Source organism: Lysobacter enzymogenes, from assembly GCF_023617245.1.
Lineage (GTDB): Bacteria > Pseudomonadota > Gammaproteobacteria > Xanthomonadales > Xanthomonadaceae > Lysobacter > Lysobacter yananisis.
On sequence record NZ_CP067396.1, the window covers coordinates 2118728 to 2142082 of the forward strand.

The 23355-nt window shown below is 71.1% G+C and carries 24 protein-coding genes; 8 read left to right on the forward strand and 16 right to left on the reverse strand.

Features of this window, described 5'->3' with window-relative positions; translation table 11 throughout:
* Positions 1 to 36: 36 nt before the first annotated feature.
* The 13 genes from rnhB to JHW41_RS08935 all read right to left on the reverse strand — a co-directional run bounded on the left by rnhB (position 37) and on the right by JHW41_RS08935 (position 14017).
* Complete coding sequence (gene rnhB / locus JHW41_RS08875; protein ID WP_250449666.1) at positions 37 to 645, reverse strand: ribonuclease HII; 609 nt, start codon at positions 643 to 645, stop codon at positions 37 to 39.
* 146 nt (positions 646 to 791) lie between these two features.
* Positions 792 to 2033: a lipid-A-disaccharide synthase gene (gene lpxB / locus JHW41_RS08880; protein WP_250449667.1), complete on the reverse strand. Its 1242-nt coding sequence runs from the start codon at positions 2031 to 2033 to the stop codon at positions 792 to 794.
* A gap of 32 nt (positions 2034 to 2065) precedes the next feature.
* Positions 2066 to 2572, reverse strand: a complete 507-nt coding sequence (locus tag JHW41_RS08885) for a hypothetical protein (RefSeq protein WP_250449668.1) — start codon at positions 2570 to 2572, stop codon at positions 2066 to 2068.
* Between the two features lie 7 nt (positions 2573 to 2579).
* Entirely contained in the window at positions 2580 to 3362 is a 783-nt protein-coding gene (lpxA, locus tag JHW41_RS08890) for an acyl-ACP--UDP-N-acetylglucosamine O-acyltransferase (protein WP_057948255.1), read from the reverse strand.
* Between the two features lie 4 nt (positions 3363 to 3366).
* Positions 3367 to 3822 carry a 3-hydroxyacyl-ACP dehydratase FabZ gene (gene fabZ / locus JHW41_RS08895; protein ID WP_057948254.1) on the reverse strand — a complete coding sequence of 152 codons (456 nt, stop codon included), beginning with the start codon at positions 3820 to 3822 and terminating at the stop codon, positions 3367 to 3369.
* 160 nt (positions 3823 to 3982) lie between these two features.
* Entirely contained in the window at positions 3983 to 5017 is a 1035-nt protein-coding gene (gene lpxD, locus JHW41_RS08900; RefSeq protein WP_250449669.1) for a UDP-3-O-(3-hydroxymyristoyl)glucosamine N-acyltransferase, read from the reverse strand.
* A gap of 26 nt (positions 5018 to 5043) precedes the next feature.
* Positions 5044 to 7509: an outer membrane protein assembly factor BamA gene (bamA, locus tag JHW41_RS08905; protein ID WP_250449670.1), complete on the reverse strand. Its 2466-nt coding sequence runs from the start codon at positions 7507 to 7509 to the stop codon at positions 5044 to 5046.
* 106 nt (positions 7510 to 7615) lie between these two features.
* On the reverse strand, positions 7616 to 8977 hold the full coding sequence (rseP, locus tag JHW41_RS08910) for an RIP metalloprotease RseP (RefSeq protein ID WP_250449671.1): 1362 nt from the start codon (positions 8975 to 8977) through the stop codon (positions 7616 to 7618).
* Positions 8978 to 8984: 7 nt separating this feature from the next.
* Positions 8985 to 10178 carry a 1-deoxy-D-xylulose-5-phosphate reductoisomerase gene (locus JHW41_RS08915; RefSeq protein ID WP_123647536.1) on the reverse strand — a complete coding sequence of 398 codons (1194 nt, stop codon included), beginning with the start codon at positions 10176 to 10178 and terminating at the stop codon, positions 8985 to 8987.
* A 4-nt stretch (positions 10179 to 10182) separates the two neighbouring features.
* Positions 10183 to 11037 (reverse strand): phosphatidate cytidylyltransferase, encoded by an 855-nt coding sequence (locus JHW41_RS08920; RefSeq protein ID WP_078998050.1) that lies wholly within the window; start codon positions 11035 to 11037, stop codon positions 10183 to 10185.
* Positions 11034 to 11801 (reverse strand): polyprenyl diphosphate synthase, encoded by a 768-nt coding sequence (gene uppS, locus JHW41_RS08925; RefSeq protein WP_057948249.1) that lies wholly within the window; start codon positions 11799 to 11801, stop codon positions 11034 to 11036. The genes JHW41_RS08920 and uppS overlap by 4 nt, the downstream gene beginning before the upstream one ends.
* 157 nt (positions 11802 to 11958) lie before the next feature.
* On the reverse strand, positions 11959 to 12516 hold the full coding sequence (gene frr / locus JHW41_RS08930; protein ID WP_057948248.1) for a ribosome recycling factor: 558 nt from the start codon (positions 12514 to 12516) through the stop codon (positions 11959 to 11961).
* 307 nt (positions 12517 to 12823) lie between these two features.
* A complete protein-coding gene (locus JHW41_RS08935) occupies positions 12824 to 14017 on the reverse strand; it encodes a cation diffusion facilitator family transporter (protein ID WP_250449672.1) in 1194 nt (397 codons plus the stop codon).
* Between the two features lie 229 nt (positions 14018 to 14246).
* On the opposite strand from JHW41_RS08935, the gene JHW41_RS08940 reads away from it, so the two are divergent.
* On the forward strand, positions 14247 to 14633 hold the full coding sequence (locus tag JHW41_RS08940) for a BlaI/MecI/CopY family transcriptional regulator (protein ID WP_078998049.1): 387 nt from the start codon (positions 14247 to 14249) through the stop codon (positions 14631 to 14633).
* A gap of 1 nt (position 14634) precedes the next feature.
* Positions 14635 to 16998, forward strand: coding sequence for a M56 family metallopeptidase (locus JHW41_RS08945; protein WP_250449673.1), 2364 nt, complete (start codon positions 14635 to 14637; stop codon positions 16996 to 16998).
* 336 nt (positions 16999 to 17334) lie between these two features.
* Here JHW41_RS08945 and pyrH read toward each other — a convergent pair whose 3' ends face one another.
* On the reverse strand, positions 17335 to 18057 hold the full coding sequence (gene pyrH / locus JHW41_RS08950) for a UMP kinase (RefSeq protein WP_057948245.1): 723 nt from the start codon (positions 18055 to 18057) through the stop codon (positions 17335 to 17337).
* Between the two features lie 219 nt (positions 18058 to 18276).
* Here pyrH and JHW41_RS08955 point away from each other — a divergent pair, with 219 nt between their 5' ends.
* From JHW41_RS08955 to JHW41_RS08975, 5 genes are all read left to right on the forward strand, one after another.
* Positions 18277 to 18969 carry an AIM24 family protein gene (locus JHW41_RS08955; protein ID WP_057948244.1) on the forward strand — a complete coding sequence of 231 codons (693 nt, stop codon included), beginning with the start codon at positions 18277 to 18279 and terminating at the stop codon, positions 18967 to 18969.
* 100 nt (positions 18970 to 19069) lie between these two features.
* Positions 19070 to 19462 (forward strand): integron, encoded by a 393-nt coding sequence (locus JHW41_RS08960; RefSeq protein WP_139382010.1) that lies wholly within the window; start codon positions 19070 to 19072, stop codon positions 19460 to 19462.
* 55 nt (positions 19463 to 19517) lie between these two features.
* Positions 19518 to 19943, forward strand: coding sequence for a hypothetical protein (locus tag JHW41_RS08965; RefSeq protein WP_250449674.1), 426 nt, complete (start codon positions 19518 to 19520; stop codon positions 19941 to 19943).
* Between the two features lie 20 nt (positions 19944 to 19963).
* Positions 19964 to 20374 carry a hypothetical protein gene (locus JHW41_RS08970; RefSeq protein WP_250449675.1) on the forward strand — a complete coding sequence of 137 codons (411 nt, stop codon included), beginning with the start codon at positions 19964 to 19966 and terminating at the stop codon, positions 20372 to 20374.
* A 133-nt stretch (positions 20375 to 20507) separates the two neighbouring features.
* Positions 20508 to 20741 carry a hypothetical protein gene (locus JHW41_RS08975; RefSeq protein ID WP_057948240.1) on the forward strand — a complete coding sequence of 78 codons (234 nt, stop codon included), beginning with the start codon at positions 20508 to 20510 and terminating at the stop codon, positions 20739 to 20741.
* A 97-nt stretch (positions 20742 to 20838) separates the two neighbouring features.
* Here the strand turns inward: JHW41_RS08975 and tsf are convergent, their stop codons facing one another.
* Positions 20839 to 21720: a translation elongation factor Ts gene (gene tsf / locus JHW41_RS08980; protein WP_057948239.1), complete on the reverse strand. Its 882-nt coding sequence runs from the start codon at positions 21718 to 21720 to the stop codon at positions 20839 to 20841.
* 271 nt (positions 21721 to 21991) lie between these two features.
* Positions 21992 to 22834, reverse strand: coding sequence for a 30S ribosomal protein S2 (gene rpsB, locus JHW41_RS08985; RefSeq protein ID WP_250449676.1), 843 nt, complete (start codon positions 22832 to 22834; stop codon positions 21992 to 21994).
* Between the two features lie 346 nt (positions 22835 to 23180).
* Here rpsB and JHW41_RS26705 point away from each other — a divergent pair, with 346 nt between their 5' ends.
* Positions 23181 to 23294: a DUF6053 domain-containing protein gene (locus JHW41_RS26705; RefSeq protein ID WP_428995482.1), complete on the forward strand. Its 114-nt coding sequence runs from the start codon at positions 23181 to 23183 to the stop codon at positions 23292 to 23294.
* The last annotated feature ends 61 nt before the right edge of the window (positions 23295 to 23355 follow it).

Here is a 23355-nt window from a genome sequence, read left to right on the forward strand (position 1 = left end):
CCCGGGCTTCGGGCCCGGAGCCCGGCCATCGCCGCCTCAGAACAGCGAACGCTGCTCGGTCTCGATCCGCACCGGCGCGAAGCTGCGCCGATGCTGCGGGCACGGGCCGTGCGCGCGCAGCGCCGCCAGGTGCGCGGCGGTGGAATAGCCCTTGTGGCGGTCGAAGCCGTACTGCGGCCAATCCTGGTGCAGCTGCGCCATCCACCGGTCGCGCGCGACCTTGGCCAGGATCGAGGCGGCCATGATCGCCGGTTCGAGCGCGTCGCCGCCGACCAGCGCCTCGCCGCGGCAGGGCAGGTCGCGCGGCAGGTGGTTGCCGTCCACCCGCGCCAGCTCGGCCTGCGGCGCAAGCGCCAGCAGCGCGCGGCGCATGCCGGCCATGGTCGCCTGGAAGATGTTGATGCGGTCGATCTCCTCGACCTCGACGAACTCGATCCGCCACGCCAGCGCGCGTTCCTGGATCAGCGGGAACAGCGCGTCGCGCTTGCGTTCGCTGAGCTTCTTGGAATCGTCCAGGCCGTCGATGCGGCGGCGCGGGTTGAGGATCACCGCGGCCACCGCGACCGGCCCGGCCAGCGGGCCGCGGCCGGCTTCGTCGACGCCGGCGATGAGGCGGGAGCGGCGGGCGGTGGTGGGGGCGGTCACGGGCGGCGGGTTTCAGTGAGGAATGGAGAGCGAGGAGTGAGCGTGGAGGAGTGAGGAGCGAGCAAAAGCAGAGCGTCGCGCTTTCGCTCGCTCCTCACTCCTCCACGCTCACTACTCAAAAGTCTAATCCAGACGCAGACGCGGGCTCACGCCGTCGCCCCGGCGCTCTCGCCGATCAGCTCGACGATCGCGTCGGCCGCGCGCGCGGAGGCGTCGCGCTTGAGCTCCAGGTGGATGCGCTGGAACTTGGGCAGCAGCGCGGCGCCGGCGGCGGGGTCGCGCAGCCAGCGCAGGACCGCGCCGGCGAGATTCTCCGGGGTGCAGTCGTGCTGCATCAGCTCGGGCACGACCGGTTCGCCGGCGAGCACGTTGGGCAGGGCGTAATGGTCGACCTTGAGCATGCCCAGGCGCTTGACCAGGGCGTAGGTCAGCGGCGAGACCTTGTAGGCCACCACCATCGGCCGCTTGGCCAGCATCGCCTCCAGGGTGGCGGTGCCCGAGGCCAGCAGCACCGCGTCGCTGGCGACCATCACCGTGCGCGCGCCGCGGTCGACGATGCGCAGCGCGCGGCGCACCCGCGCGCCGTCGGGATGGGCGTCGAGGATGCGCTCGAACGCGCCGCGCGCGCGCGCGCTGGCCATCGGCGCGACGATGCCCAGGCGCGGTTCGGCCGCCAGCAGCACCGCCGCGGCGGCGATGAAGTCCGCCGCCAGGGTCTCGATCTCGCCGACCCGCGAACCCGGCAGCATCGCCAGGATCGGCGCCTCGTCGTCCAGGCCCAGGGTCATGCGCGCGCCGTCGCGGTCGGGATGGATCGGCATCTCGTCGGCCAGCGGATGGCCGACGAAGCGCGCGTCCACGCCGTATTCGGCGTAGATCGGCGGTTCCATCGGGAACAGGCACAGCACCCGGTCGGCGCTGCGTCCGATCTTCTGCGCGCGCTTGCGCCGCCACGCCCACACCGACGGGCTGACGTAGTGCACGGTGCGCACGCCGCGCTGCTTGAGCCAGCGCTCCACGCCGAGATTGAAGTCGGGCGCGTCGATGCCGATGAAGGCGTCGGGCTTCCAATCGAGGATGCGCTGGCGCACGTCGCGGCGCAGGCGCAGCAGCCGTGGCAGGTGCTTGAGCACTTCCGACAGGCCCATCACCGCCAGTTCGCCGGCGTCGAACCAGGTGTCCATGCCGGCCGCGCGCATCTGCTCGCCGCCGATGCCGACGAACTCGGCGCCGGGATGGCGCCGGCGCAGTTCCTCGATCAGCCCGGCGCCGAGCAGGTCGCCGGAAGCCTCGCCGGCGATCAGGGCGAAACGCGGCGGCGGCGGGGGCGCGGCGGGGAAGATCTGGTCGATGGCGGCGGCGATGGGGGCGGGCGCAGGGGCGTTCATCGGGGGATGGGGCGCTCTTGGACGTGGCGCCGTCAGTCGGGGCGCTGTTGGAAGTGGCGTTCCAGTTCCCGTCGGTACTGGCGGCGGTCGAACACGAACCGCAGCGGCGCGCCGGGCGGGAGCCAGGACGAGCCCGCATTCTCGCCCGGATCGGCCCCGGGCATGGGGCCATTATCGTCCTCGCGGGTCACTTGCCGCCAAACGACGTGATCGTCGTCAAGGTCCAGGAGGCAGGAAATCGTCCCGCAGTAGTCGCTGCCGCAGTGGCAGCGGTACAGCACCAGCCGGCCCGAGCCGAACGGGTTGTGCGCCGGCTGCAGCCCCAGGAACGCGGCGCGGCCGCGTTCGGCCAGCGCCGGCGGAGCGCGGGTGTCCAGGTCGGTGTCGGCGTTGCCGAGGTCGCGGGCGATGCCCAGCCAGTGCGCGAGCGGGCGCTCGTCGATGAAGATCTCGGCGGCTTCGGCGCGGTGTTCGGCGCCGTCGGCGGCATAGGCGAAGACGGTCCGGCCGATGCGCAGGCGCTGGACCGTCGCGGTCACCGTAGCCTCAGCGCAGCAGCGGCCGCTCGCCGTTGCCGATGAAATCCAGCAACGCGCGCACGTCGGCGCTGTCGGCGGCGAGCGCTTCGAGCTTGGCGCGCGCGTCTTCGAGCGAAGCGCCTGACATGAACACCGCGCGGTAGGCGCGCTTGATCGCGGCGATGCGCTCGGGCCCGAAGCCGCGGCGCTTGAGGCCTTCGGCGTTGATCCCGCGCGGGCGGCCGTAGCCGTCCTGGGCGACCATCAGGAACGGCGCCACGTCGCCGTTGACCAGCGCGCCCATGCCGATGAAGGCGTGCGCGCCGACCCGGCAGAACTGATGGATGCCGGCGAAGCCGCTCATGATCACGTGGTCTTCCACCACCACGTGGCCGGCGAGCGTGGAGTTGTTGGAGAACACGCAATCGTTGCCGACCTGGCAGTCGTGGGCGATGTGGGTGTAGGCCAGCAGCCAGTTGCGGTCGCCGATGCGGGTGACGCCGCCGCCGCTGCCGGTGCCGCGGTTGACGGTGACGAACTCGCGGAAGCTGTTGCCGTCGCCGATGACCAGCTCGGTGCGCTCGCCGGCGAACTTCTTGTCCTGCGGGTCGCCGCCGATCGCGCACTGGGCGTGGAAGCGGTTGTCGCGGCCGATCCGGGTCGGCCCCTGGACCACGCAGTGCGGACCGAACGCGGTGCCGGCGCCGACCTCGACGTCCGCGCCGATGTAGCAGAACGCGCCGACCACGACGCCGTCGCCGAGCTTCGCGGCGGGGTCGACGAAGGCGGTGGGGTGGATGGCGGCGCTCATCGGATTATTCCTTGGCCTCGGCGCACATGATCTCGGCGCAGGCCACCACGTTGCCGTCGACGCGGGCGACGCCGTCGAACAGGGCCATGTTGCGGATCATGCGCTTGAGCGTGACTTCCAGTTCCAGGCGGTCGCCGGGCACGACCATGCGCGAGAACTTGGCCTTGTCGACCTTGACCAGGTAGAACGAGCGGCCGGCGGCGACGCCGCCGTGGGTGACCTGGGTCAGCAGGCCGCCGGCCTGGGCCAGCGCCTCGATCACCAGCACGCCGGGCATGACCGGGTTGCCGGGGAAGTGGCCGTTGAAGAAGGGCTCGTTGCAGCTCACGCCCTTGATGGCGAGCACGCGCTTGTTGGGTTCCAGTTCCAGCACGCGGTCGATCAGCAGGAACGGGTAGCGGTGCGGCAGCAGTTGCTGGATCGCCGGCACGTCGAGCGGGAGTTGCAGGGTCTGGCTCATCTTGTCTTTCGTCCTTTGACGCACGTCCTGTGCTCGCGGCCGCCGCGCCTGGCGGCCCTTGTGGTGTGACGCGGTTCCGTCATTGTCCCGCAGTTTCCGCGGCGGGTGTGGCGGCACCGTATGGAAGCGGCATCGTATGCGGGCGCGCGCCGCGCGCGGCTCAGGCCCCGTCGTCGCCGCTGCCGCTGCCGCTGCCGCGGGTGCGCCGGGCGATCGCGTCGAGCTGCTTGAAGCGCGCGGCGTTCTTGCGCCAGCTGCGGTTGTCCATCAGCGGGGTGCCGGAGGAGTACTCGCCCGGCTCGCGGATCGAGCTGGTGACCAGGCTCATCGCGGTGACGGTGACCTTGTCGCAGACTTCCAGGTGGCCGAGCACGCCGGCGCCGCCGCCGATCAGGCAGTAGCGGCCGATCTTGGCGCTGCCGGCCGCGGCCGAACAGCCGGCCATGGCGCTGTGCGCGCCGATGTGGACGTTGTGGCCGATCTGGATCTGGTTGTCGAGGCGCACGTCTTCCTCGAGCACGGTGTCCTCGATGGCGCCGCGGTCGATGCAGGTGTTGGCGCCGATCTCGCAGTCGTCGCCGATGCGGACCCCGCCGAGCTGCGGCACCTTGAGCCAGCGGCCGGCTTCCATCGCCAGGCCGAAGCCGTCGGCGCCGAGCACCGCGCCGGGATGGATCAGCACGCGTTGGCCCAGGCGCACCCGGGTCACCAGGGTCACCCGCGCGACCAACTCGCAGCCTTCGCCGACCGTGCAGTCCTCGCCGATCACGCAGCCCGGTCCGATCGTGGCGCCGGCTTCGACGCGGCTGCGCGCGCCGATGCTGACGAACGCGCCGACGTGCGCCGCCGGCGAGACCTCGGCGGAGGGATCGATCGCGGCGGACGCATGGATGCCCGGCGGCCGCTCGGGGCGGGGCTCGAACAAGGCGGAAATCTTGGCGAAGGCCGAGTAGGGATCGCGCGCGATCAGCGCGGTGCCGGCGTAGCCGGCGGCGTCCTGCTCGCGCATCACCACCACGCCGGCGGCGCTGGCGTCGAGTTGCGAGCGGTATTTGGGGTTGGCCAGGAACGCCAACTGCGCCGGCCCGGCCTTGGCCAGGGTGCCGACGCCGCTCACGCGCGCCTCGCCGTCGCCGTGCAGGCCGAGCGCGAAACGCTCGGCCAGTTCGCGGGCGGTGTGGCCTGGGCTGTCCACGGATGCGTGCGGCCGCGCGGCCGCGCTCAGAACGTGCCGCCGAAGGTGAACTGCAGGCGCTCGAGTTCGTCGCCGCGGCCGGTGGGCTTGCCGTTGACGTCGAGCACGTCGTCCTGCTTCTTGAACGGGAACGCGTAGCTGATCGAGATCGGGCCCATCGGCGAACGCCACATCAGCGCGATGCCGGCCGAGGCGCGCAGCTCGCCCGCGTCGAAGGCGTCGTAGTCCTTGTACACGTTGCCGAAGTCCACGAACGCCGAGACGCGCGCGGCCGGGGTGTCGAGCAGGGTCGGGAAATACATTTCCAGCGAGCCGGTGGTCTTGAACGCGCCGCCCAGCGGCTGCGCGTAGCTGCCGTTGGTCGCCGCCTCGCGCGGGCCGAGGGTGTTGTCGGTGAAGCCGCGCACCGAGCGCACGCCGCCGGCGTAGAAGTTCTCGAAGAACGGCAGGCCGGTGGCGGTGATCGTCTCCGGCGGCAGCGGGCCGGTCGGGCCGTCGCGGTCGATGACGCGGCTGACGTCCTTGCCGTAGCTGTCGCCGTAGCCGACCTCGGCGCGGGTGTTGAGCACCAGGTGGCGCGACAGCGGCCAGAACTTGGAGAAGCTGTAGTTGAGCTTGTAGTACTCGGCGGTCGAGCCAGGCAGGGTCGCTTCCAGCCACAGGCGCTGCTGGGTGCCCGCGGTCGGGGTCAGCGCGTGGTTGAGGCTGTTGCGGCCCCAGCCCACCTGCGCGCGCCAGGCGTGGAAGGTGCGGTGGCCGAGCGCGTCGAGGTAGTCGACGATGCTGCGCGGGGTGTAGCCCTCGCCGGCGATGATCTCGTTGCTGTCGATGCCGACCAGGCCGGTGATCGAGTCGGTCTCGGTCAGCGGAATGCCGAGCACGACCTGCGCGGTGCCGTTGGTGGTCGAGTACTGCGCGGTGTTGAAGTCGGAGTAGTCGAGCTTGCGCCAGGACAGGTTGTAGCCCAGCGAGACGCCGTCGTCGGTGAAGTAGGGGTTGGTGTAGGAGAAGTCGAAGCGCTCCTGGTAGTAGCTGCGCTGCGCCTGCACCGACACGCGGTTGCCGCTGCCGAGGAAGTTGTTCTGCGAAAGCTGGATCTGCGTGGTCAGCTTGCCGAGCTGCGAGTAGCCCAGGCCGAACACGAAGCTGCCCGAAGTGGTTTCCTTGAGGTTGTAGACCACGTCGACCTGGTCGCTGCTGCCCGGCACGGGCTTGCTTTCCACGTCCACGGTCTCGAAGTAGCCCAGGCCCTGCAGGCGGATCTTGGAGCGGTCGATCGCCGCCTGCGAGTACCAGGTGCCTTCGAACTGGCGCATCTCGCGGCGCAGGACCTCGTCGCCGGTGCGGGTGTTGCCCTTGAACACGATCCGGCGCACGTTGACGCGCGGGCCCGGCACCACCTGCATGTTGATGCCGACGGTCTTGTTCTCGCGGTTGATGTCCGGGATCGGATTGACCTGGGCGAAGGCGTAGCCGACGTTGCCCAGGGTCGCGGTGATCGCGTCGGAGCTGATCTCCAGCAGGCGCCGCGAGAAGATCTGCTCGGGCTTGACGATGACCAGCTTCTCGATGTCTTCCTTCGGCAGCACGGTGTCGCCGGTGACCTGCACGCTGGCGATCTTGTACTGGTCGCCCTCGCTGATGCCGGCGGTGAGGAACATGTCCTGCCGGTTCGGGCTGATCGCGACCTGGGTCGAGTCGATGCTGAAGTCGACGTAGCCGCGGTCGAGGTAGAAGGAGTTGAGCTTTTCCAGGTCGCCGGACAGCTTCTCGCGCGAGTACTGGTCGTCGCGGCGGTACCAGCTCAGCCAGTTGTGCTCGCGCGATTCCCAGGCGTTGAGGATGTCCTTCTGCTCGAACTTGTCGTTGCCGATCAGGTTGATGTGGCGGATCTTCGCCGCCTTGCCTTCCTTGACGTTGATCGTGATGTCGACGCGGTTGCGGTCCAGGCGCGACACGGTCGGGGTGATCTCGACGTTGTACTTGCCGCGGTTGTTGTACTGGCGCGCGAGATCCTGGGTGACCTTGTCCAGGGCCAGGCGGTCGAAGGTCTCGCCTTCGGCGAGGCCGATCTCCTTCAGGCCCTTGAGCAGGTCGTCGGACTTGATGTCCTTGTTGCCGGTCAGGGTCAGCTTGTTGATCGCCGGACGCTCGGTCACGGTGACCACCAGGATGCTGCCCTGGCGGTCGAGCTGCACGTCCTCGAAGAAGCCGGTCTTGTACAGCGCGCGGATCGCGTCGCCGGCCTTGGCGCTGTCCATGGTGTCGCCGCGCTCGACCGGCAGGTAGGTGAACACCGTACCGGCGGAAATGCGCTGCAGGCCGTCGATGCGGATGTCGCTGACGGTGAACGAGCCCGGCGCCGGGGTCTTGGCGCCGCCTCCCAGCGCGAACGGATCGGCGGACTGCGCCATCGCGGGAATCGCCGGGGCCGAGGTCATTGCCGTGGCAAGGGCGAGGGCCAGCAGGCGGCGATTAGGGGTTCGCGTCATCATTACGTCCGTTGGGGGTCTGGTCTGCAGCGCAGCGGCGCGGGCAGGGGGCTGAAGCGGCTGGTGGGTCGGGGCGATAGCGTTGGAGCGAGCGTCAGGCCGGCATTCAGCGCACCAGGTTGTTCAAGATGTCGTTGTAGAAGGCCAGGCCCATCAGGCTCGCGATCAGCGCCAGGCCGACGAAATGCCCGGCCGCCATCACGCGTTCGCTGACTGGGCTGCCTTTGACAAGCTCGATAAGGTAATACAGCAGGTGTCCGCCGTCCAAGATCGGGATCGGCAGCAGATTCAGGATGCCCAGGCTCAGCGACAGCATCGCCAGCAGTTGCAGGTACCAGGCCGGGCCGTTGCTGGCGTAGGCGTTGGCGGCGCGGCCGATGGTGACCGGGCCGGCCACGGTGTTCTGCAGCGAGACCCGGCCGGTGAAGGCGCGGCCGATCATCGCGAACAGCTCGCCGGCCTGGTGCCAGCCTTCGCGGAAGGCGGCCGGCACGGCCGCGACCGGGTCGTAGCGCAGCACCGCGTCGCGCTGCGGCGGCGTCGGGGCGGCGACGGCCACGCCGAGGCCCCAGAACGTCTCGCCGTCGTCGCGCTTCATCTGCCGCGGCTGGATTTCCAGTGCCAGGCGGTCGCCGTTGCGCAGCACCTCGATCATCGCCTTGCCGCCGCGCTCGCCGAGCTTGGCGACCGCCGCCGGCAGGTCGTTCCAGCTGGCGATGGGGTCGCCGTCCAGGGCGGTGATGCGGTCGCCCTCGGCCAGCACGCGCCAGGCGGCGCTGTCGGGTTCGACCCGGCCGACCAGGGCCGGGATCAGCTCGTGGCGCCCGCCCAGGCCGATCACCTGGACCACGCGGCGCTCGTCGAAGCCGGCCGGCAGCTGGGACAGGCGCAGGGTGCGGGTCTGCTGGCTGCCGTTCTGCGCGCGCACCTTGACCGCGACGTCCTCGCGGTCGAGCGCGTGCGGGATCAGCGCCATCTGCACCTCGCTCCAGGTCGGCGTGGCGCGCTCGCCGATGGCCTCGACGGTGTCGCCGCGGCGCAGCCCGGCCTCGGCGGCGATGCCGGCGCTGGAGCCGACCACCGGGGCGAAATCCGGCCGGCCGATCACGAACATGCCCCACAGGAAGGCCACGCACAGGATCAGGTTGGCGGCCGGGCCGGCGAACACGATCGCGATGCGCTGCCACACCGGCTTGCGGTTGAAGGCATGCGGCTTGAGCGCCTCGCCGATCTCGTACTCGCGCTCGTCGAGCATCTTGACGTAGCCGCCGAGCGGGATGCGGCCGATCGCGTATTCGGTGCCGTCCTTGCCGACCCGCATCCACAGCGGCTTGCCGAAGCCGATGGAGAAGCGCAGCACCTTGACCCCGCAGCGGCGGGCGACCCAGAAATGGCCGAACTCGTGGAAGGTCACCAGCAGGCCGATGCTGATGATCAGCCACCACAGGGAGCCCAGGATTTCGCTCATGGCCGCGTCAGGCTCGCAAGGTTCGGGCAGCGTGGCCGATCGCCTGCTCGGCGTGGCGGCGGGCCTGGGCATCGGCCTCGCGCAGCGCCGCCAGCGAGCTGGCCGGGGTGGGCGGGAGCGCGGCGAGGGTGTCCTCGACCAGCGCGGGTATCGCTAGGAAACCCACACGGCGCTGAAGAAAGGCTGAAACCGCCACTTCGTTGGCGGCGTTGAGCGTGGCCGGTGCGGTGCCGCCGGCGGCCAGGGCCTGGAAGGCCAGGCGCAGGCACGGGAAGGCGTCCAGGTCGGGGCGCTCGAATTCGAGCTTGCCGTGGGCCAGCAGGTCCAGCCCGGACACGCCCGATTCGATCCGCTGAGGCCAACCGAAGCCGACCGCCAGCGAGGTGCGCATGTCCGGCAGGCCGAGCTGGGCCAGGGTCGAGCCGTCGACGAATTCGACCAGCGAATGGACCAGGCTCTGCGGGTGCACCAGCACCTCGATGGGCAGGCCCGGGCGGCCGAACAGGTGGTGGGCCTCGATCACCTCCAGGCCCTTGTTCATCAGCGTGGCCGAGTCGACCGAGATCTTCGGCCCCATCGACCACTTCGGGTGGGCGACGGCCTGCTCGGGGGTGACTTCGCCCAGGTCCGAACGTGTACGCCCGCGGAACGGCCCGCCCGAGGCGGTCAGCAGGATGCGCTTGAGCCCGGCGTGGGCGTGGGCGTCGGGCAGGCACTGGAAGATCGCGTTGTGCTCGCTGTCGATCGGCACGATGGTCGCGCCGGCCTCGTGCGCGGCGCGCATCAGCAGTTCGCCGGCCAGCACCAGCGATTCCTTGTTGGCGAGCAGCAGGCGCTTGCCGGCGCGGGCCGCGGCCAGGGTCGAATCCAGCCCGGCGGCGCCGACGATGGCCGCGACCACGGTGTCGCAGGCGTCCGAGCCGGCCAGCTCGACCAGGGCCTGGTCGCCGCAATGGGCCTGGACGGCCAGGCCGCGCGCGCGCAGGCCGTCGCGCAGCGGCTCGAAACCGGCCGGATCGGCGATCACCGCATGTTCGGGGCGATGGCGCTCGCACAGCGCCAGCAGCGCCTCGACCTTGCCGCCGGCGGCGAGCACGGTGGCGCGCAGCGCCTGCGGATGGCGGGCGATCACGTCCAGCGCCGAGGCGCCGATGGAACCGGTGGCGCCAAGCACGGCGACCTTGCGCGGGGGCAGCGTCATCGGCTCAGAACCCGAAGATCGCCTTGCCCAGCGCGAACGCCGGCAGCGCGGCGAGCACGCCGTCGATGCGGTCGAGCACGCCGCCGTGGCCCGGAATCAGGTGGCCGGAATCCTTGACCCCGACATGGCGCTTGAGCAGGCTCTCGAACAGGTCGCCGACCACCGAGAACAGCACCGCGACCAGCGACACCAGCGCCACCCACGGCAGCTGCGCGGCGGTCGCGCCGGCCAGCAGCGACAGGCCGACGCCGACCGCGACGCCGGCCACGGCGCCGCCGATCAGGCCTTCGACGGTCTTGTTCGGGCTGACCCGCGGGGCCAGCTTGAGCATGCCGAACTTGCGCCCGGCGAAATACGCGCCCGAGTCGGCCGCCCACACCACCGCCAGCGCGGTCAGCAGCCACCAGTGGCCGTTGCCGCCTTCGGCGTGGATCCAGGTCAGCGCGCACCAGGCCGGGATCACGCTCAGCGCGGCCGCGGCCAGCTTGAACATGCGCGCGTAGGTGCGGTGGTCGCTGGCGAAGTTGAAGCGCTGCAGCCACAGCAGGGCCAGCAGCCACCAGATCACCCCGACCAGCGAGGCGATCTTGAACAGCACCATCGACGGCGGCTGGGCCGGATCGCCGGCGCCGCCGCCGCGCGAGGCCCACACCAGCGCCACCATCAGCGCCATGTGCACCACCAGCAGCACGGTGCGCGAGAGGGTGTCCTCGATCTCGGCCAGGTCGAACCACTCCCACAGCCCGGCCAGGAACACCACCGCGGCCGCCGCGATCAGCCACGGGGTCGGCAGCAGCAGGATCGCGGCGATCGCCACAGGGGCCATGACCAGCGCGGCAATCAGGCGGGTTTTGGTCATTCAACGGTCTCGTTGGTCTGGGCCGCGATCTGCGCCCCGGTCAGGCCGAAACGGCGCTCGCGCCCGGCGTATTCGTCCAGCGCGCGCTGCAGCATGGCCGCGTCGAGCTCGGGCCACAGGGCTTCGGTGAACCACAATTCGGTATAGGCCAGCTGCCACAGCAGGAAGTTGCTGATGCGGGTGTCGCCGCCGGTGCGGATGAACAGGTCCGGCGGCGGCAGGTCGGCCAGGCACACCCGCGCGCCGAGCAGGCGCTCGTCGATGTCCTGCGGCGCCAGCCGCCCGGCGGCCACGTCCTGGGCCAGCGAGCGCGCGGCCTGGGCGATGTCCCAGCGGCCGCCGTAGCTGGCGGCGATGGTCAGGTGCAGCGCGCCGTTGCGCTCGGTCTGGCGCTCGGCCGCGGCCATGCGTTCGCGGATCTTGTCGGAAAAGCGCTCGCGCTCGCCGATGAAGCGCACGCGCACGCCGCGCCGGTCGAGCTCCTCGACCTCGCGCTCCAGCGCGTTGAGGAACAGCTTCATCAGGCCGCCGACCTCGTCCTCGGGCCGGCCCCAGTTCTCGCTGGAGAAGGCGAACAGGGTCAGCGCCTGGACGCCGCGCTCGATGCAGAAATCGATGCAGACGTTGACCGCGCGCGCGCCGGCGCGGTGGCCGATGATGCGCGGCCGCCGGCGGCGTTCGGCCCAGCGGCCGTTGCCGTCCATGATCACGGCGAGATGGCGCGGGATGCGTGCGGGCGCGGCGTTGGCGGGCTCGGAAGGCATGGCGCCGATGACGGGAACCTCAGGCGGAAGGACGGGACAAGCGCGGCGGCGCGGCGGAACGGGAGGGCGCGCGCCGCGCGCGGCGCGTGAACTGCGGCGAACCGGAACTGGACCCGCGCGCGGCGCGGAAGTTCAGTGCCGGACCGCCGCGCGGCGGTCAGACCGCCATCAGCTCCTGTTCCTTGGCCTTGACCACGCCGTCGACGTCCTTGATCGCGCTGTCGGTGATCTTCTGGATGTCGCCTTCGAAGCCGCGCAGCTCGTCCTCGGTGACCTTCTTGTCCTTGAGCAGTTCCTTGGCCTGGTGGTTGGCGTCGCGGCGGATGTTGCGGACGGCGACCTTGGCGTTCTCGCTCTCGCTGTGCACGACCTTGGTCAGCTCCTTGCGGCGCTCCTCGGTCAGCGCCGGCAGGTTGATGCGGATCACGGTGCCGGCGGTGTTCGGGGTCAGGCCCAGGTCGGAGGCGAGGATGGCCTTTTCGACCGCGCCGACGATCTGCTTCTCCCACGGGGTGATGGTCAGGGTGCGCGCGTCGCTGACCTGGACGCTGGCGACCTGGTTCAACGGCATCTCCGAACCGTGGTAGTTGACCTTCAGGTGGTCCACCAGCGCGGTCGAGGCGCGGCCGGTGCGGACCTTGGTCAGATCGTGGCGGAAGGCTTCCACGCTCTTGGCCATGCGGTTCTGTGCGTCTTTCTTGATGTCGTTGAGCATCGCCGGCTCCGATCCTGTAGCGGTAATCGCGGGATTATATGGGCTGGGGCCGGTTTTGCGGACCACGTCGGCCGGCGCCGGGGGCGGCGGCGGGCCGCGGCAGGGGCCCGGAACGGCGCCGGAAGCGGCCAAAACAGCGCCCGGGCGCTGCATCGCGGGGGCGCGGGACGGCGAGCGGCGCGAGCGGGAAAGCGCTGCCGGCGTCGGGTTTCAAACGCCCGTGCGCGGGGTTTTGCGCGCGCCGGCGCGGGCCGCGGGGGCGGTCGCGGCGCTCGGGGCGGTCGCGCTGCAGTGCAGCATCGAGGGCTCAGCGGTGCGGGGCGTGGTCGTGCTGGCGCGGGTGGTCGTGGCGCTCGCGCTCGCGTTCGTGCGCATCGGCGGCGGCGCGGGCCTGCGTTTCGCGCGTGTGCGAATCGCATGCGTGGGCGGTGGCCGGCTCGCTTTCGCGGTGGGCGTGGGCGTGCCCGGCGTGATCGCGATGATCGTGGTCGTGGTGGCCGTGATCGTCGTGATCGTGATCGTGGTGGTCGTGGTCATGCCCATGCCCATGCCCATGCCGCACGGCCGCGCCATGCCCGCCGTGCGGCGCGCGGTCGTGGCGGTCGTGTTCGCAGGCGCCGCCGTGCTCGACCTGCAGGGTCGGGTGGTTGATGCCGAAGCGGCGGTCGAGCTCGCGGTTGAGCGTGTCGATGAAGGCGTCGTGGTCGCGGTCGTCGGGACGCACGATGTGCGCGGTCATCGCGATCTCGCCCGCGCCCAGCGACCAGATGTGCAGGTGGTGGACCGCGCGTACGCCGGGCTGCGCGCGCAGCAGCGCTTCGACCTGGCCGCGGTCGATGTTCGCCGGCACCGCGTCCATCGCCGCGTTGAAGGCCTCGCGCAGCAGGCCGAACGCGCCCACCGCGACCACCACGCCGATCAGCAGCGCGATCGCCGGGTCCAGCCAGACCCAGCCGGTCAGCCACATGCCGGCGCCGGCCAGCACCGCCGCCAGCGACACCGCCGCGTCGGCCATCAGGTGCAGGAACGCGCCGCGGCGGTTGAGATCGTGCTCGTGGCCGTCGCGCACCAGCCACGCCGCGCCGAGGTTGACCGCGATGCCGAGCGCGGCGACCACGATCACCGGCAGCGCCGGGATCTGCGGCGGCGCGCCGAAGCGGCGGATCGCCTCCCAGCCCAGCGCGCCGGAGAAGCCGACCAGCAGCAGCGCATTGGCCAGCGGCGAGAGCAGCGTCGCGCGGCGCCAGCCGTAGGTGTGGCGGTCGGTCGGCAGGCGCTTGGCCAGCACCGCCGCGCCCCAGGCCAGGCCCAGGCCGACCACGTCGCCGAGGTTGTGCAGCGCGTCCGACAGCAGCGCCAGCGAATTGGTCCAGAAACCGTAGCCGGCTTCCAGCGCGGTGTAGGCCAGGTTGATCAGGGTCACCACGGCGAACGCGCGGGTGCCGCTTTCCAGGCCGTGGTGGTGGCCGTGGCCACCGTGGGAATGGCTGTGCGAGTGCATGCGCGAATGCTGTCACGGCGATCGCCGCGAACACTATTACAGCGCTCGCGGCGCGCGGCCTTAAACCTTGACCGACTTCGGCGAATCACAACTCCGGCGGCCGGATCCGGCGCCGCGGCGGGGTCGGGCAGCGCCCGGCGCCGGGCCCGGCCCCATGACTTCAGTCACGTTGACGACAACTGTAGTCAACGGCACATTGACTACAACTGTAGCTACGAGGCGATCCCCGATGGCGCGCAAGTCGATCGGCGACCAGGAACTGGCGCTGCTGAACTATCTCTCCGAGCGCGGCGACGCCTCGGTCGGCGAAGTCGCGGCCGACTTCGGCGAGGCGCGCGGGCTGGCCCGCTCGACCGTGCTGACGATGATGGAGCGGCTGCGCGCCAAGGCCTACCTGCGCCGGCGCAAGGTCGGCGGCGTGTACCGCTACGCCACCCAGACTCCGGCTGACGACGTGATGCGCTCGGCGGTCGGCAGCTTCGTCGCCAACACCCTGCAAGGCTCGCTGTCGCCGTTCGTGGCGTGGATGTCGCAGCGCGCCCAGGTCAGCGACGCCGAACTGGCCGAACTGGAAAGCCTGGTCGCCGACCTGCAGGCGCGGCGCAAGGAGGACTGACATGACCCTGTACTGGATCGGCGAAGTGTTGTTGCCGCGGCTGTTCGCGGCCGGGGTTCAATCGCTGCTGATGGTCGCGGCGATCTGGCTGCTGGTGCGCTGGCTGCGGCCGAGCGCGGCGGTGCGCTGCTGGCTGTGGTGGTGCGCGGCGCTGCAGTTGCTGGTCGGCGCGTTGTGGCCGGCGCCGCTGGAGCTGCCGCTGCTGCCGGCGGACTGGCAGCGCACCGCCGAAGCCGCCGCCGCGCCGGCCGCCGCGCAGCTGTCGCCGGCGGCGCAGATGCCTTATCTGGTGACGCGCGCCGACCTGGCCGCGGCGCCGGCGCAGATCGCCGCGCCGGCCGACGCGCTGCAGTGGCTGTCGTGGCCGGCGCTGTTCGCGGCGTTGTGGCTGGCCGGGGTGATCGTGCTGGTCGCGGCCAGCGCGCGCGCCTATCTGGCGGTGCGCCGCCGCGTCGCCGGCGCCGACGAATGCGAACACGGCCCGGCGCTGCGCGCCTATCGCGCGCTCGGCGCCAGCCTCGGCCTGCGCCGGCTGCCGCCGCTGCGGGTGTCGGCGCAGATCGATTCGCCGCAACTGGTCGGCCCGCCGGCGACCGTGCTGCTGCCGCAGCGGCAACTGGCCGAACTCAGCGACGACGAACTGGCGATGGCCCTGCACCACGAACTCGCCCACCTGCGCCGCCGCGACCTGTGGTGGGGCTGGGTGCCGGCGCTGGCGCGCCACCTGTTCTTCTTCCACCCGCTCGCCCACGTGATCGCGCGCGAATACGCGATCGCCCGCGAGCAGGCCTGCGACGCGGCCGTGCTCGACAGCCGCCGCTACGCCGCCCACGACTACGGCCGGCTGTTGCTGCGCCTGGGCGTGGCGCCGCGTCCGGCGACCGGCGTGGCCGGCGCGTCGCCCACCTACACCGTGCTCAAGCGGAGACTGACCATGCTGCAAAACAAGACCCTGGCCGCGCGCGCGCCGGCCGAGCGCAAATTCGCCGCGCGCCTGGGCGGCGCCGCGCTGATCGCCGCGGTGGCCGCGTTCGGATTGGTGCCGTACAAGGTCACCGCCGCCGCCGAAGCCGCGGCGGCCGCGACGGTCGGCGCCGTCGCCGCGAGCGCCGCATCCCCGGCCGTCGCGGCGGCGGGCGTCGCTCCGGCCGCGGTGGCGGCGAGCGCTGCCCCGGTCGCCGCGGCCGCGAGCGGCGCGGCGCCAGCGCCGGCACCCGCGCCTGCGCGCACCACCTCGCGCAGCCAATCGTCCAAGGTCGTCATCCGCGACGGCAAGACCCTGCAGAACGAGCAGCGCATCACCGAGATCAACAACGGCGACATGCGGACCTGGGCGATCAAGGACGGCCAATACTTCCGCGTCCGCGACGACGGCCGCTACGAACCGGTGCGCGACGCCGCCACCCGCGCGCGTCTGGACGGCATGCAGCGCGATGCGGCCCAGGCCGGGGTCGAGGCGGCCAAGGCCACGCGCGAGGCCGAACGCGCCATGCGCGACGCGGCGGTCGCCGCGCGCGAGGCCGAGCGCGAGGCCGAGCGCGCCGGGCGCGAGGCGCAGGAAGAAGGGCGCCGCGCCCGCGCCGAAGGCGAGCGCGCCCGGATCGAGGCCGAGCGCGCCGGGCGCGAGGCCCGGGAAGAGGGCCGGCGTGCGCGGGCGCAGGCGGATCGCGCCCGCGCCGAAGCCGAGCAAGCCGGCCGCCAGGCGCAGGAAGAAGGCCGTCGCGCCCGCGCCGAGGGCGAACGCGCGCGCCGCGAGGCCGAGCTCAGCCATGCGCAGGCGTTGCGCGATGCCGAACAGGCCCGTCGCGACGCCGACCAGGCCCAGCGCGAGGCCGGGCTGGTGCGCGCGCAGGCCCAGCGCGACCGCGCCCAGGCGCTGCGCGATGCGGAACAGGCGCGGCGCGATGGCGAGCGTGCCCGGCTCGAGGCCGGCCAGCGCCAGCGCGACGGCGAACAGGCCCGGCGCGACGCGGCGCAGGCGCGCAGCAACGCCGAGCAGGCGCGCCGCGACGCCGCGCAGCGCGCGCGCGACGCGCGCCAGCGGGCGCTGGATTCGGCGCAGCAGCAGCGCGACATCGAGCAGGCGCTGCGCGACGCGCAGCAGACGCATCGCGACGCCGCCCAGGCGCAACGCGATGGCCGCATCGGCGCAGCCGACCGGGCGCGCCTGCAGGCGTATGCGGATATGGCGCGGCGCGCCGTCGAGACGATGGATGTTCAGGCGCTCAGCCGCGAGGCTGCGGCCGCCGCCCACGCCGCGGGGCCGGCGCTGCGCGACAGCGAAACGCTCCGGCGCGAGTCGCTGCGCGCGGCCGAGCAGGCGATCCGGCAAGTGCGCCGCGAATTGGCCGACGCGGGCGCCTGAAACCCGCTGTCAGCGACGCGGTCCTCGCGGCCGGCGCCGCGCGCGGGCCGGACGATCCGGTCGTAGGCAAGCGGCCAGGCCGAAGTTACGTGCCGAACCGCTCGATACGAACCCGCAATACGAATCCCACGATACGAATCCTTCGATACGAATCCTTCGATACGAGTTCCGCGATACGGAACGACCGGATCGAATCCACTTGGGCGGCCGATTCGCCGCCCGATACTTTTGCCCGCCGCGTTCCCCGCATAAGGCAACGGCCCCGGTCGCGACGCGTCCGAGGCCGTCTCTTTGTCTGGATCGTCGCCGCGCCGGCCGCGGCGCGGCCCGCCGGCCTCAGCCGCGGCCCTGCACCAGGGTGCCGATGTTCTCGCCGCGCAGGATGCGCAGCAGCACGCCCGGCTGGCCCATGTCGAAGATGCGCAGCGGCAGTTCGCTGTCGCGCGCCAGCGCGAACGCGGCGGTGTCCATCACCTGCAGGTCGCGGGTGATCACCTCGTCGTAGCTGAGCTTGTCGAAGCGCACCGCGTCGCCGTGCTTCTTCGGGTCCTTGTCGTACACGCCGTCGACCTTGGTCGCCTTGAGCAGCAGGTCGGCGCCGATCTCGATCGCACGCAGCGCGGCGCCGGAATCGGTGGTGAAGAACGGGCTGCCGACGCCGGCGGCGAAGATCGCGATGCGGCCCTTTTCCAGGTGGCGGATCGCGCGGCGGCGGATGTAGTCCTCGCACACGTCGTTGATCTTGATCGCGCTCATCACCCGCACCTTGGCGCCGAGCTTTTCCAGCGAATCCTGCATCGCCAGCGCGTTGATGACCGTAGCCAGCATGCCCATCTGGTCGCCGGTGACCCGGTCCATGCCGCCGGCCGCGAGGCCCGCGCCGCGGAAGATGTTGCCGCCGCCGATCACCAGCGCCACTTCGGCGCCGGCCTGCTGCACTTCGATGACTTCGCGCGCGAGCCGGCCGATGACCTTGGGGTCGATGCCGTAGTCCTCGTCCCCCATCAACGCCTCGCCGGAAAGTTTCAACAGGACACGGCGATAAGCGAGCTGGGACATGGGCGGTCTCGGGGGAAGGCGGAAAACGGCCGGAATTGTAGCCCAAGCCCGGCGTCCGCGGCGTGCGGGAATGGGCCGGCCGCAGCGCTTTTCGGCGGGTCGCGCGACCGGCGGCGGGCCACGTTCAGGCTGTATGATCGCCGCCGCAGGTCCGCTACAGGAACCGCCGCGGCCGTCGCCGCCCCCGGCGCGCCGCGCACCACCCAAGGAGATGGCCAAGTGACGATCAAGAACCTCAACGAATTCCTCGAGAGCTCCAAGCAGAAGGACCTCAGCCCCGAAGCGTTCGAGCTGGAAAGCTCGCACCTGCTGGAGGTCAAGCTCAACGGCCGGGTCTGGGCCAAGTCCGGCTCGATGGTCGCCTACCGCGGCGGGGTCAAGTTCGTGCGCCAGGGCCTGATGGAGCAGGGCTTCACCAACCTGCTGAAGAAGGCGATCAGCGGCGAGGGCACCCAGCTGATGAAGATGGAAGGCCAGGGCCGGGTCTACGTCGCCGACGCCGGCAAGAAGATCACCCTGCTGCGCCTGAACGGCGAGTCGATCTTCGTCAACGGCAACGACGTGCTGGCCTTCGAGGACGGCATCGCCTCGGACATCAAGATGATGCGCAAGGTCGCCGGGATGATGTCGGGCGGCCTGTTCAACATCAAGCTCAGCGGCAGCGGCGTGGTCGCGATCACCTCGCATTACGAGCCGCTGACCCTGGCGGTGACCCCGGACCAGCCGGTGTTCACCGACCCCAACGCCACCGTCGCCTGGTCGGGCGGGCTGAGCCCGGACATCGTCACCGACATCTCGCTGGGCACGCTGTTCGGCCGCGGCTCGGGCGAGAGCATCCAGCTCAAGTTCTCCGGCAACGGCTGGGTGGTGGTGCAGCCGTACGAAGAGGTCTACTTCCAGAGCGGCGAGTAAATCCGGCGGCGTCCTCGCTGGCGCGCCGCCGCGGCGGCGCGCTGGTGCGGGCGGCAGGGAAGACGGGATGGAGCGGCACGCAGCAGCAAGGAGCGCAGCGATGAATCGAACGATGGTGGTGTGTCTGGGCGGCGCATTGGCGCTGCTCGCGGTCGCGGCGGCAGCCGAGCCGCCCGCGTCCACGCCGGTGGGCGACATCGGCGCGGGCGGCCCCTGCGAGTCGATCGGCGAAGTGGTCGGGCTCAAGGCCGGGCGCGACGGCTTCTTGACCGTGCGCGAGGGGCCGGGCACCGGCTATGCGGAGGTCGACCGGCTCAGCAGCGAGCGCCGGGTCCGGCTGTGCCGCAGCGAAGGCCGCTGGGTGTCGGTGATGTATCCGCCGCCGGGTTCGCGCATGCTCTGCGAGCCCGAATCGGCCGATATCCGCCGCTACCGGGGGCCGTGCAATTTCGGCTGGGTGCATTGGAACTGGATCCGCATCGTCGCCGGCTGACGCCGCTCGCGCACCGCATCGGATCGAAAAAACGCAGCGATAAAGGAGTATTGCGATGACGCCGGGAAAAGCGGCGCTGCTGACGATCGCGCTGGCGCTGCCCGCGGCTCTGGTCCAGGCCCAGGCCCAGGCCTTGGCCGCGCCGCCGCGCGCGGTGCCGGTGGAAGTCGGCGGTAGCGAGGAATGGGACGCCTGCGGTTCGACCGGGCGGGTGCGCGGGCTCAAGGCCGACGGCGACGGCTTTCTCGCCGTGCGCGCCGGACCCGGCGCCGACTACGCGATGCTCGACAAGCTCGGCAACGGGCGCCTGGTCTATCTGTGCGGCAGCCGCGGCCGCTGGACGGCCGTGGTGTACGCGCCGGCGGGCGCGGACGCCAGCGCGTGCGGCGTCAGCTGGGCCATCGCCGAGGCCGAGGTCTACCGCGGCCCGTGCAAATCCGGTTGGGTCAATACGGCCTGGATCGAAGTGGTCGCCGGCTGAGGCGCGGCGGGGAGATTGCGATGAAACCGAACATATCTGCGCTGATCGCGTTGCTGCTGACGCTGACGTTGGCCGCGAACGCGACCGTGGCCGCGCCGCCGCGCGCGGTGCCGGTGGTGGTCGGCGGCAACGAAGTGCTCGACGCGTGCGGCTCGCAGGGGCGCGTGCACGGCCTCAAGACCGGCGGCGACGGCTTCCTGGCGGTACGCGACGGTCCCGGCGCGGCGTATGCGATGACCGACAAACTCGGCGAAAACCTCTGGGTGATGATGTGCGATCAGCGCGGCGACTGGATCGCGGTGGTCTACAGCGAGGATGGGCGGCTCGGCCGCTGCGGCGTGGGTTCGCCGATCGCCGAACGGCAGCCGTATCGCGGGCCGTGCAAGTCCGGCTGGGTGCACGGCCGCTGGATCGAGCTGATGGCGGGCTGAGGCGGGACGGGCCCGCCCGGGCGAGGCGGCCGCGCCGTCGCGCGCGGGCGGCGGGGCCGGCCACCGCCGCGCCGCCGGCGGCCCTATGATGGCCACGGCGAATGCCTCGCCGCGGACCCAGGAGGGGTCGGACATGAACGTACTGAGCAAGACGCTGTGCGCGCTGGGCCTGTGCGGCCTGCTGTTGTCGATGCCGGCGGCCCGGGCCGATCCGGTCGAAGGATCGTTCTACACCGAGACCACCTGCGAATACGCCGGCTGGGCGTTCGAGATCGTGCTGACCAAGTACCGCTACACCGGCGGGCAATGGACCGTGGTGTCGCGCACCACCACCTATGCCGAGTCGTGCCCGCCGCTGGAGCCCTGATCCGCGGGCGCGGGCGTCGAGCCAAAGAAAGCCGAGCCAAAGAAAAAGGCCGCGGAAACCGCGGCCTTTTTCGTACTGCGCGACAGGGTCGGGCGGCTTACGCCAGGCCGGCCTGCTTCATGACTTCGGCGGCGAAGTCGTCGGTCTGCTTCTCGATGCCTTCGCCCACGACCAGACGGGTCATGCTGACCACGTCGGCGCCGGCGGCCTTCACGGCCTGCTCGACGGTCTGGTCCGAGTTCAGCACGTACGGCTGGCCGTACAGGGTGACCTCGTTGACGATCTTGGCGATCTTGCCGCTGATGATCTTCTCCAGGATGTCGGCCGGCTTGGCCTTGTCCTTGTCGGACATCTTGGCCAGCTCGATTTCCTTTTCCTTGGCCACGAACTCGGCCGGGACGTCGGACGCCTTGATGTGCGGCGGGTTCATCGCCGCGACGTGCATCGCGATGCCGCGCGCCAGTTCGGCGTCGCCGCCCTTGAGCTCGATCAGCACGCCGATCTTGCCGCCGTGCACGTAGGCGGCGACGTTGTTGGCGCTTTCCAGGCGGACCAGGCGGCGCACCTGCAGGTTCTCGCCGACCTTGGCGATGACCGCGGCGCGGGTTTCCTCGACGCTCTCGCCGGTCGGCAGCTTGGCGGCCTTCAGGGCTTCCACGTCGGCGGCGCCGGAGGTCAGGGCGACCTGGGCGACGGCGTCGGTGAAGGCCAGGAAGTTGCTGTCCTTGGCGACGAAGTCGGTTTCCGAGTTGATCTCGACCAGCACGGCCTTGCCGCCGTCCTGGGCGACCGCGATGCGGCCTTCGGCGGCGACGCGGTCGGCCTTCTTCTCGGCCTTGACGGCGCCGGACTTGCGCAGCCACTCGACGGCGGCTTCTAGGTCGCCGTTGGTTTCGGTCAGGGCCTTCTTGCACTCCATCATGCCGGCGCCGGTGCGCTCGCGGAGTTCCTTGACCAGGGAAGCGGTGATTTCAGCCATGAGAATTGCCTCGGGTATTCGTGTGGCTCGTCGCAGGAGCGGCGTAAGCCGCGACAGAGCGAAGCGGCGCGATGCGCGAAATCGGCCGGAGCGATGGTGTCCGGCCAGCCTTTCGCTCCGATGCGCGCGCAAGGGGCGGATAGGGCCCTGACGGTTCGCGCGCGGAGCTTCGTTGTGTCGCGGCTTACGCCGCTCCTGCGGGAGCGGGATGCGGGTGTCGCAGCCGCGCAGTGTCGCGCGGCTGCATGACGGTGCGGCGACTGCGGGCCGATTACTCGGCCGCAGCGGCGTCCGGCTTGGCGGCGGCCGGAGCGGCGGCCGGCTTCTTGGCGGCCGGAGCGCGGCCGCGCGGAGCCTTGCCGTCCTTGCCGGCCTCTTCGCCGCCGGCTTCGGCGGCGAAGTCTTCTTCGCGCACGCCACCGGCGGTCGGCGAAGCGGCCTTGCCTTCCAGCACGGCGTCGGCCGCGGCGCGGGCGTACAGCTGCACGGCGCGGATGGCGTCGTCGTTGCCCGGGATGGCGTAGTCGACCAGTTCCGGGTTGTAGTTGGTGTCGACCACGGCGATGACCGGGATGCCGAGCTTCTTGGCTTCCTTGATCGCGATGTCTTCATGGCCGATGTCGATCACGAACAGCGCGTCGGGCAGGCGGTTCATGTCCTTGATGCCGCCCAGCGAGGCTTCCAGCTTGTCGCGCTCGCGGCGCAGGCCCAGCACTTCGTGCTTGACCATCTTCTGGAAGGTGCCGTCGGTTTCGCCGGCTTCCAGTTCCTTCAGGCGCGAGACCGACTGCTTGACGGTGCGGAAGTTGGTCAGGGTGCCGCCCAGCCAGCGCTGGGTCATGAACGGCATGCCGCAACGCTCGGCCTCTTCCTTGATCGACTCGCGCGCCGAGCGCTTGGTGCCGATGAACAGGATGGTGCCGCGCTTCTGGGCGATGCCCGAGATGAAGTTCATCGCGTCGTTGAACAGCGGAACGGTCTTCTCGAGGTTGATGATGTGGATCTTGCCGCGCGCGCCGAAGATGTACGGACCCATCTTCGGGTTCCAGTAACGGGTCTGGTGGCCGAAGTGGACGCCGGCTTCCAGCATCTGGCGCATGGTGATCTGGGGCATTGCAAAACTCCGAAGGCAGTGGAACCGGCGCCGCGATAGGTGTGGGCGCTGCGTCCGCGGCGAGCCGCGGGCGCGTGGTTCCGGGGTTGGGCCTCCCTGTCGCTTCCGTGTCCGAACCGCGGCGGGCGGAGCTTGCGGCTCCTGGCCCTGGGCGGCACCCCGGCACGGGGAATGGCGGCAGGTGTGAATTCGCCGGTGACGTCCGGCGTGGACGGCTGCGGTCGGGGCCAGGGAACTGGCGGTCCGGTCGCAGAGCCGCGGAATTGTAGCCGGGGGAGGAGGGCCGGGGCAAATCGGCGGTTTCGGCCGGGCCGCAAGATCCTGCAGAAAAGGCCCTAAGGCTCTTGTGGGAGGGCCTTCAGGCCCGACGCTCTTGGCTCAGCTCGCGGCGATCTGCAACAAGAGCGTCGGGCCTGAAGGCCCTCCCACAAGAGCGAAGCCCGATCTCCTAATGGGCTGAGATCGTTTCAACTGCCGCTTCCGGCACGCTGCGGACCGTACGGTGCGGTGATCCCGGTCGC

What these genes read in the sequence shown, in the direction of transcription:
- JHW41_RS08975 (WP_057948240.1), top strand. Translation starts at nt 20,508, where the DNA reads ATGAACGTACTGAGCAAGACGCTGTGCGCGCTGGGCCTGTGCGGCCTG.
- JHW41_RS08960 (WP_139382010.1), top strand. Translation starts at nt 19,070, where the DNA reads ATGAATCGAACGATGGTGGTGTGTCTGGGCGGCGCATTGGCGCTGCTC.
- JHW41_RS08915 (WP_123647536.1), bottom strand. Translation starts at nt 10,178, where the DNA reads ATGACGCTGCCCCCGCGCAAGGTCGCCGTGCTTGGCGCCACCGGTTCC.
- lpxB (WP_250449667.1), bottom strand. Translation starts at nt 2,033, where the DNA reads ATGAACGCCCCTGCGCCCGCCCCCATCGCCGCCGCCATCGACCAGATC.
- rseP (WP_250449671.1), bottom strand. Translation starts at nt 8,977, where the DNA reads ATGAGCGAAATCCTGGGCTCCCTGTGGTGGCTGATCATCAGCATCGGC.
- pyrH (WP_057948245.1), bottom strand. Translation starts at nt 18,057, where the DNA reads ATGTCCCAGCTCGCTTATCGCCGTGTCCTGTTGAAACTTTCCGGCGAG.
- bamA (WP_250449670.1), bottom strand. Translation starts at nt 7,509, where the DNA reads ATGACGCGAACCCCTAATCGCCGCCTGCTGGCCCTCGCCCTTGCCACG.
- JHW41_RS08920 (WP_078998050.1), bottom strand. Translation starts at nt 11,037, where the DNA reads ATGACCAAAACCCGCCTGATTGCCGCGCTGGTCATGGCCCCTGTGGCG.
- rpsB (WP_250449676.1), bottom strand. Translation starts at nt 22,834, where the DNA reads ATGCCCCAGATCACCATGCGCCAGATGCTGGAAGCCGGCGTCCACTTC.
- JHW41_RS08935 (WP_250449672.1), bottom strand. Translation starts at nt 14,017, where the DNA reads ATGCACTCGCACAGCCATTCCCACGGTGGCCACGGCCACCACCACGGC.
- lpxA (WP_057948255.1), bottom strand. Translation starts at nt 3,362, where the DNA reads ATGAGCGCCGCCATCCACCCCACCGCCTTCGTCGACCCCGCCGCGAAG.
- JHW41_RS08970 (WP_250449675.1), top strand. Translation starts at nt 19,964, where the DNA reads ATGAAACCGAACATATCTGCGCTGATCGCGTTGCTGCTGACGCTGACG.
- JHW41_RS08965 (WP_250449674.1), top strand. Translation starts at nt 19,518, where the DNA reads ATGACGCCGGGAAAAGCGGCGCTGCTGACGATCGCGCTGGCGCTGCCC.
- frr (WP_057948248.1), bottom strand. Translation starts at nt 12,516, where the DNA reads ATGCTCAACGACATCAAGAAAGACGCACAGAACCGCATGGCCAAGAGC.
- fabZ (WP_057948254.1), bottom strand. Translation starts at nt 3,822, where the DNA reads ATGAGCCAGACCCTGCAACTCCCGCTCGACGTGCCGGCGATCCAGCAA.
- tsf (WP_057948239.1), bottom strand. Translation starts at nt 21,720, where the DNA reads ATGGCTGAAATCACCGCTTCCCTGGTCAAGGAACTCCGCGAGCGCACC.
- JHW41_RS08945 (WP_250449673.1), top strand. Translation starts at nt 14,635, where the DNA reads ATGACCCTGTACTGGATCGGCGAAGTGTTGTTGCCGCGGCTGTTCGCG.
- uppS (WP_057948249.1), bottom strand. Translation starts at nt 11,801, where the DNA reads ATGCCTTCCGAGCCCGCCAACGCCGCGCCCGCACGCATCCCGCGCCAT.
- JHW41_RS08940 (WP_078998049.1), top strand. Translation starts at nt 14,247, where the DNA reads ATGGCGCGCAAGTCGATCGGCGACCAGGAACTGGCGCTGCTGAACTAT.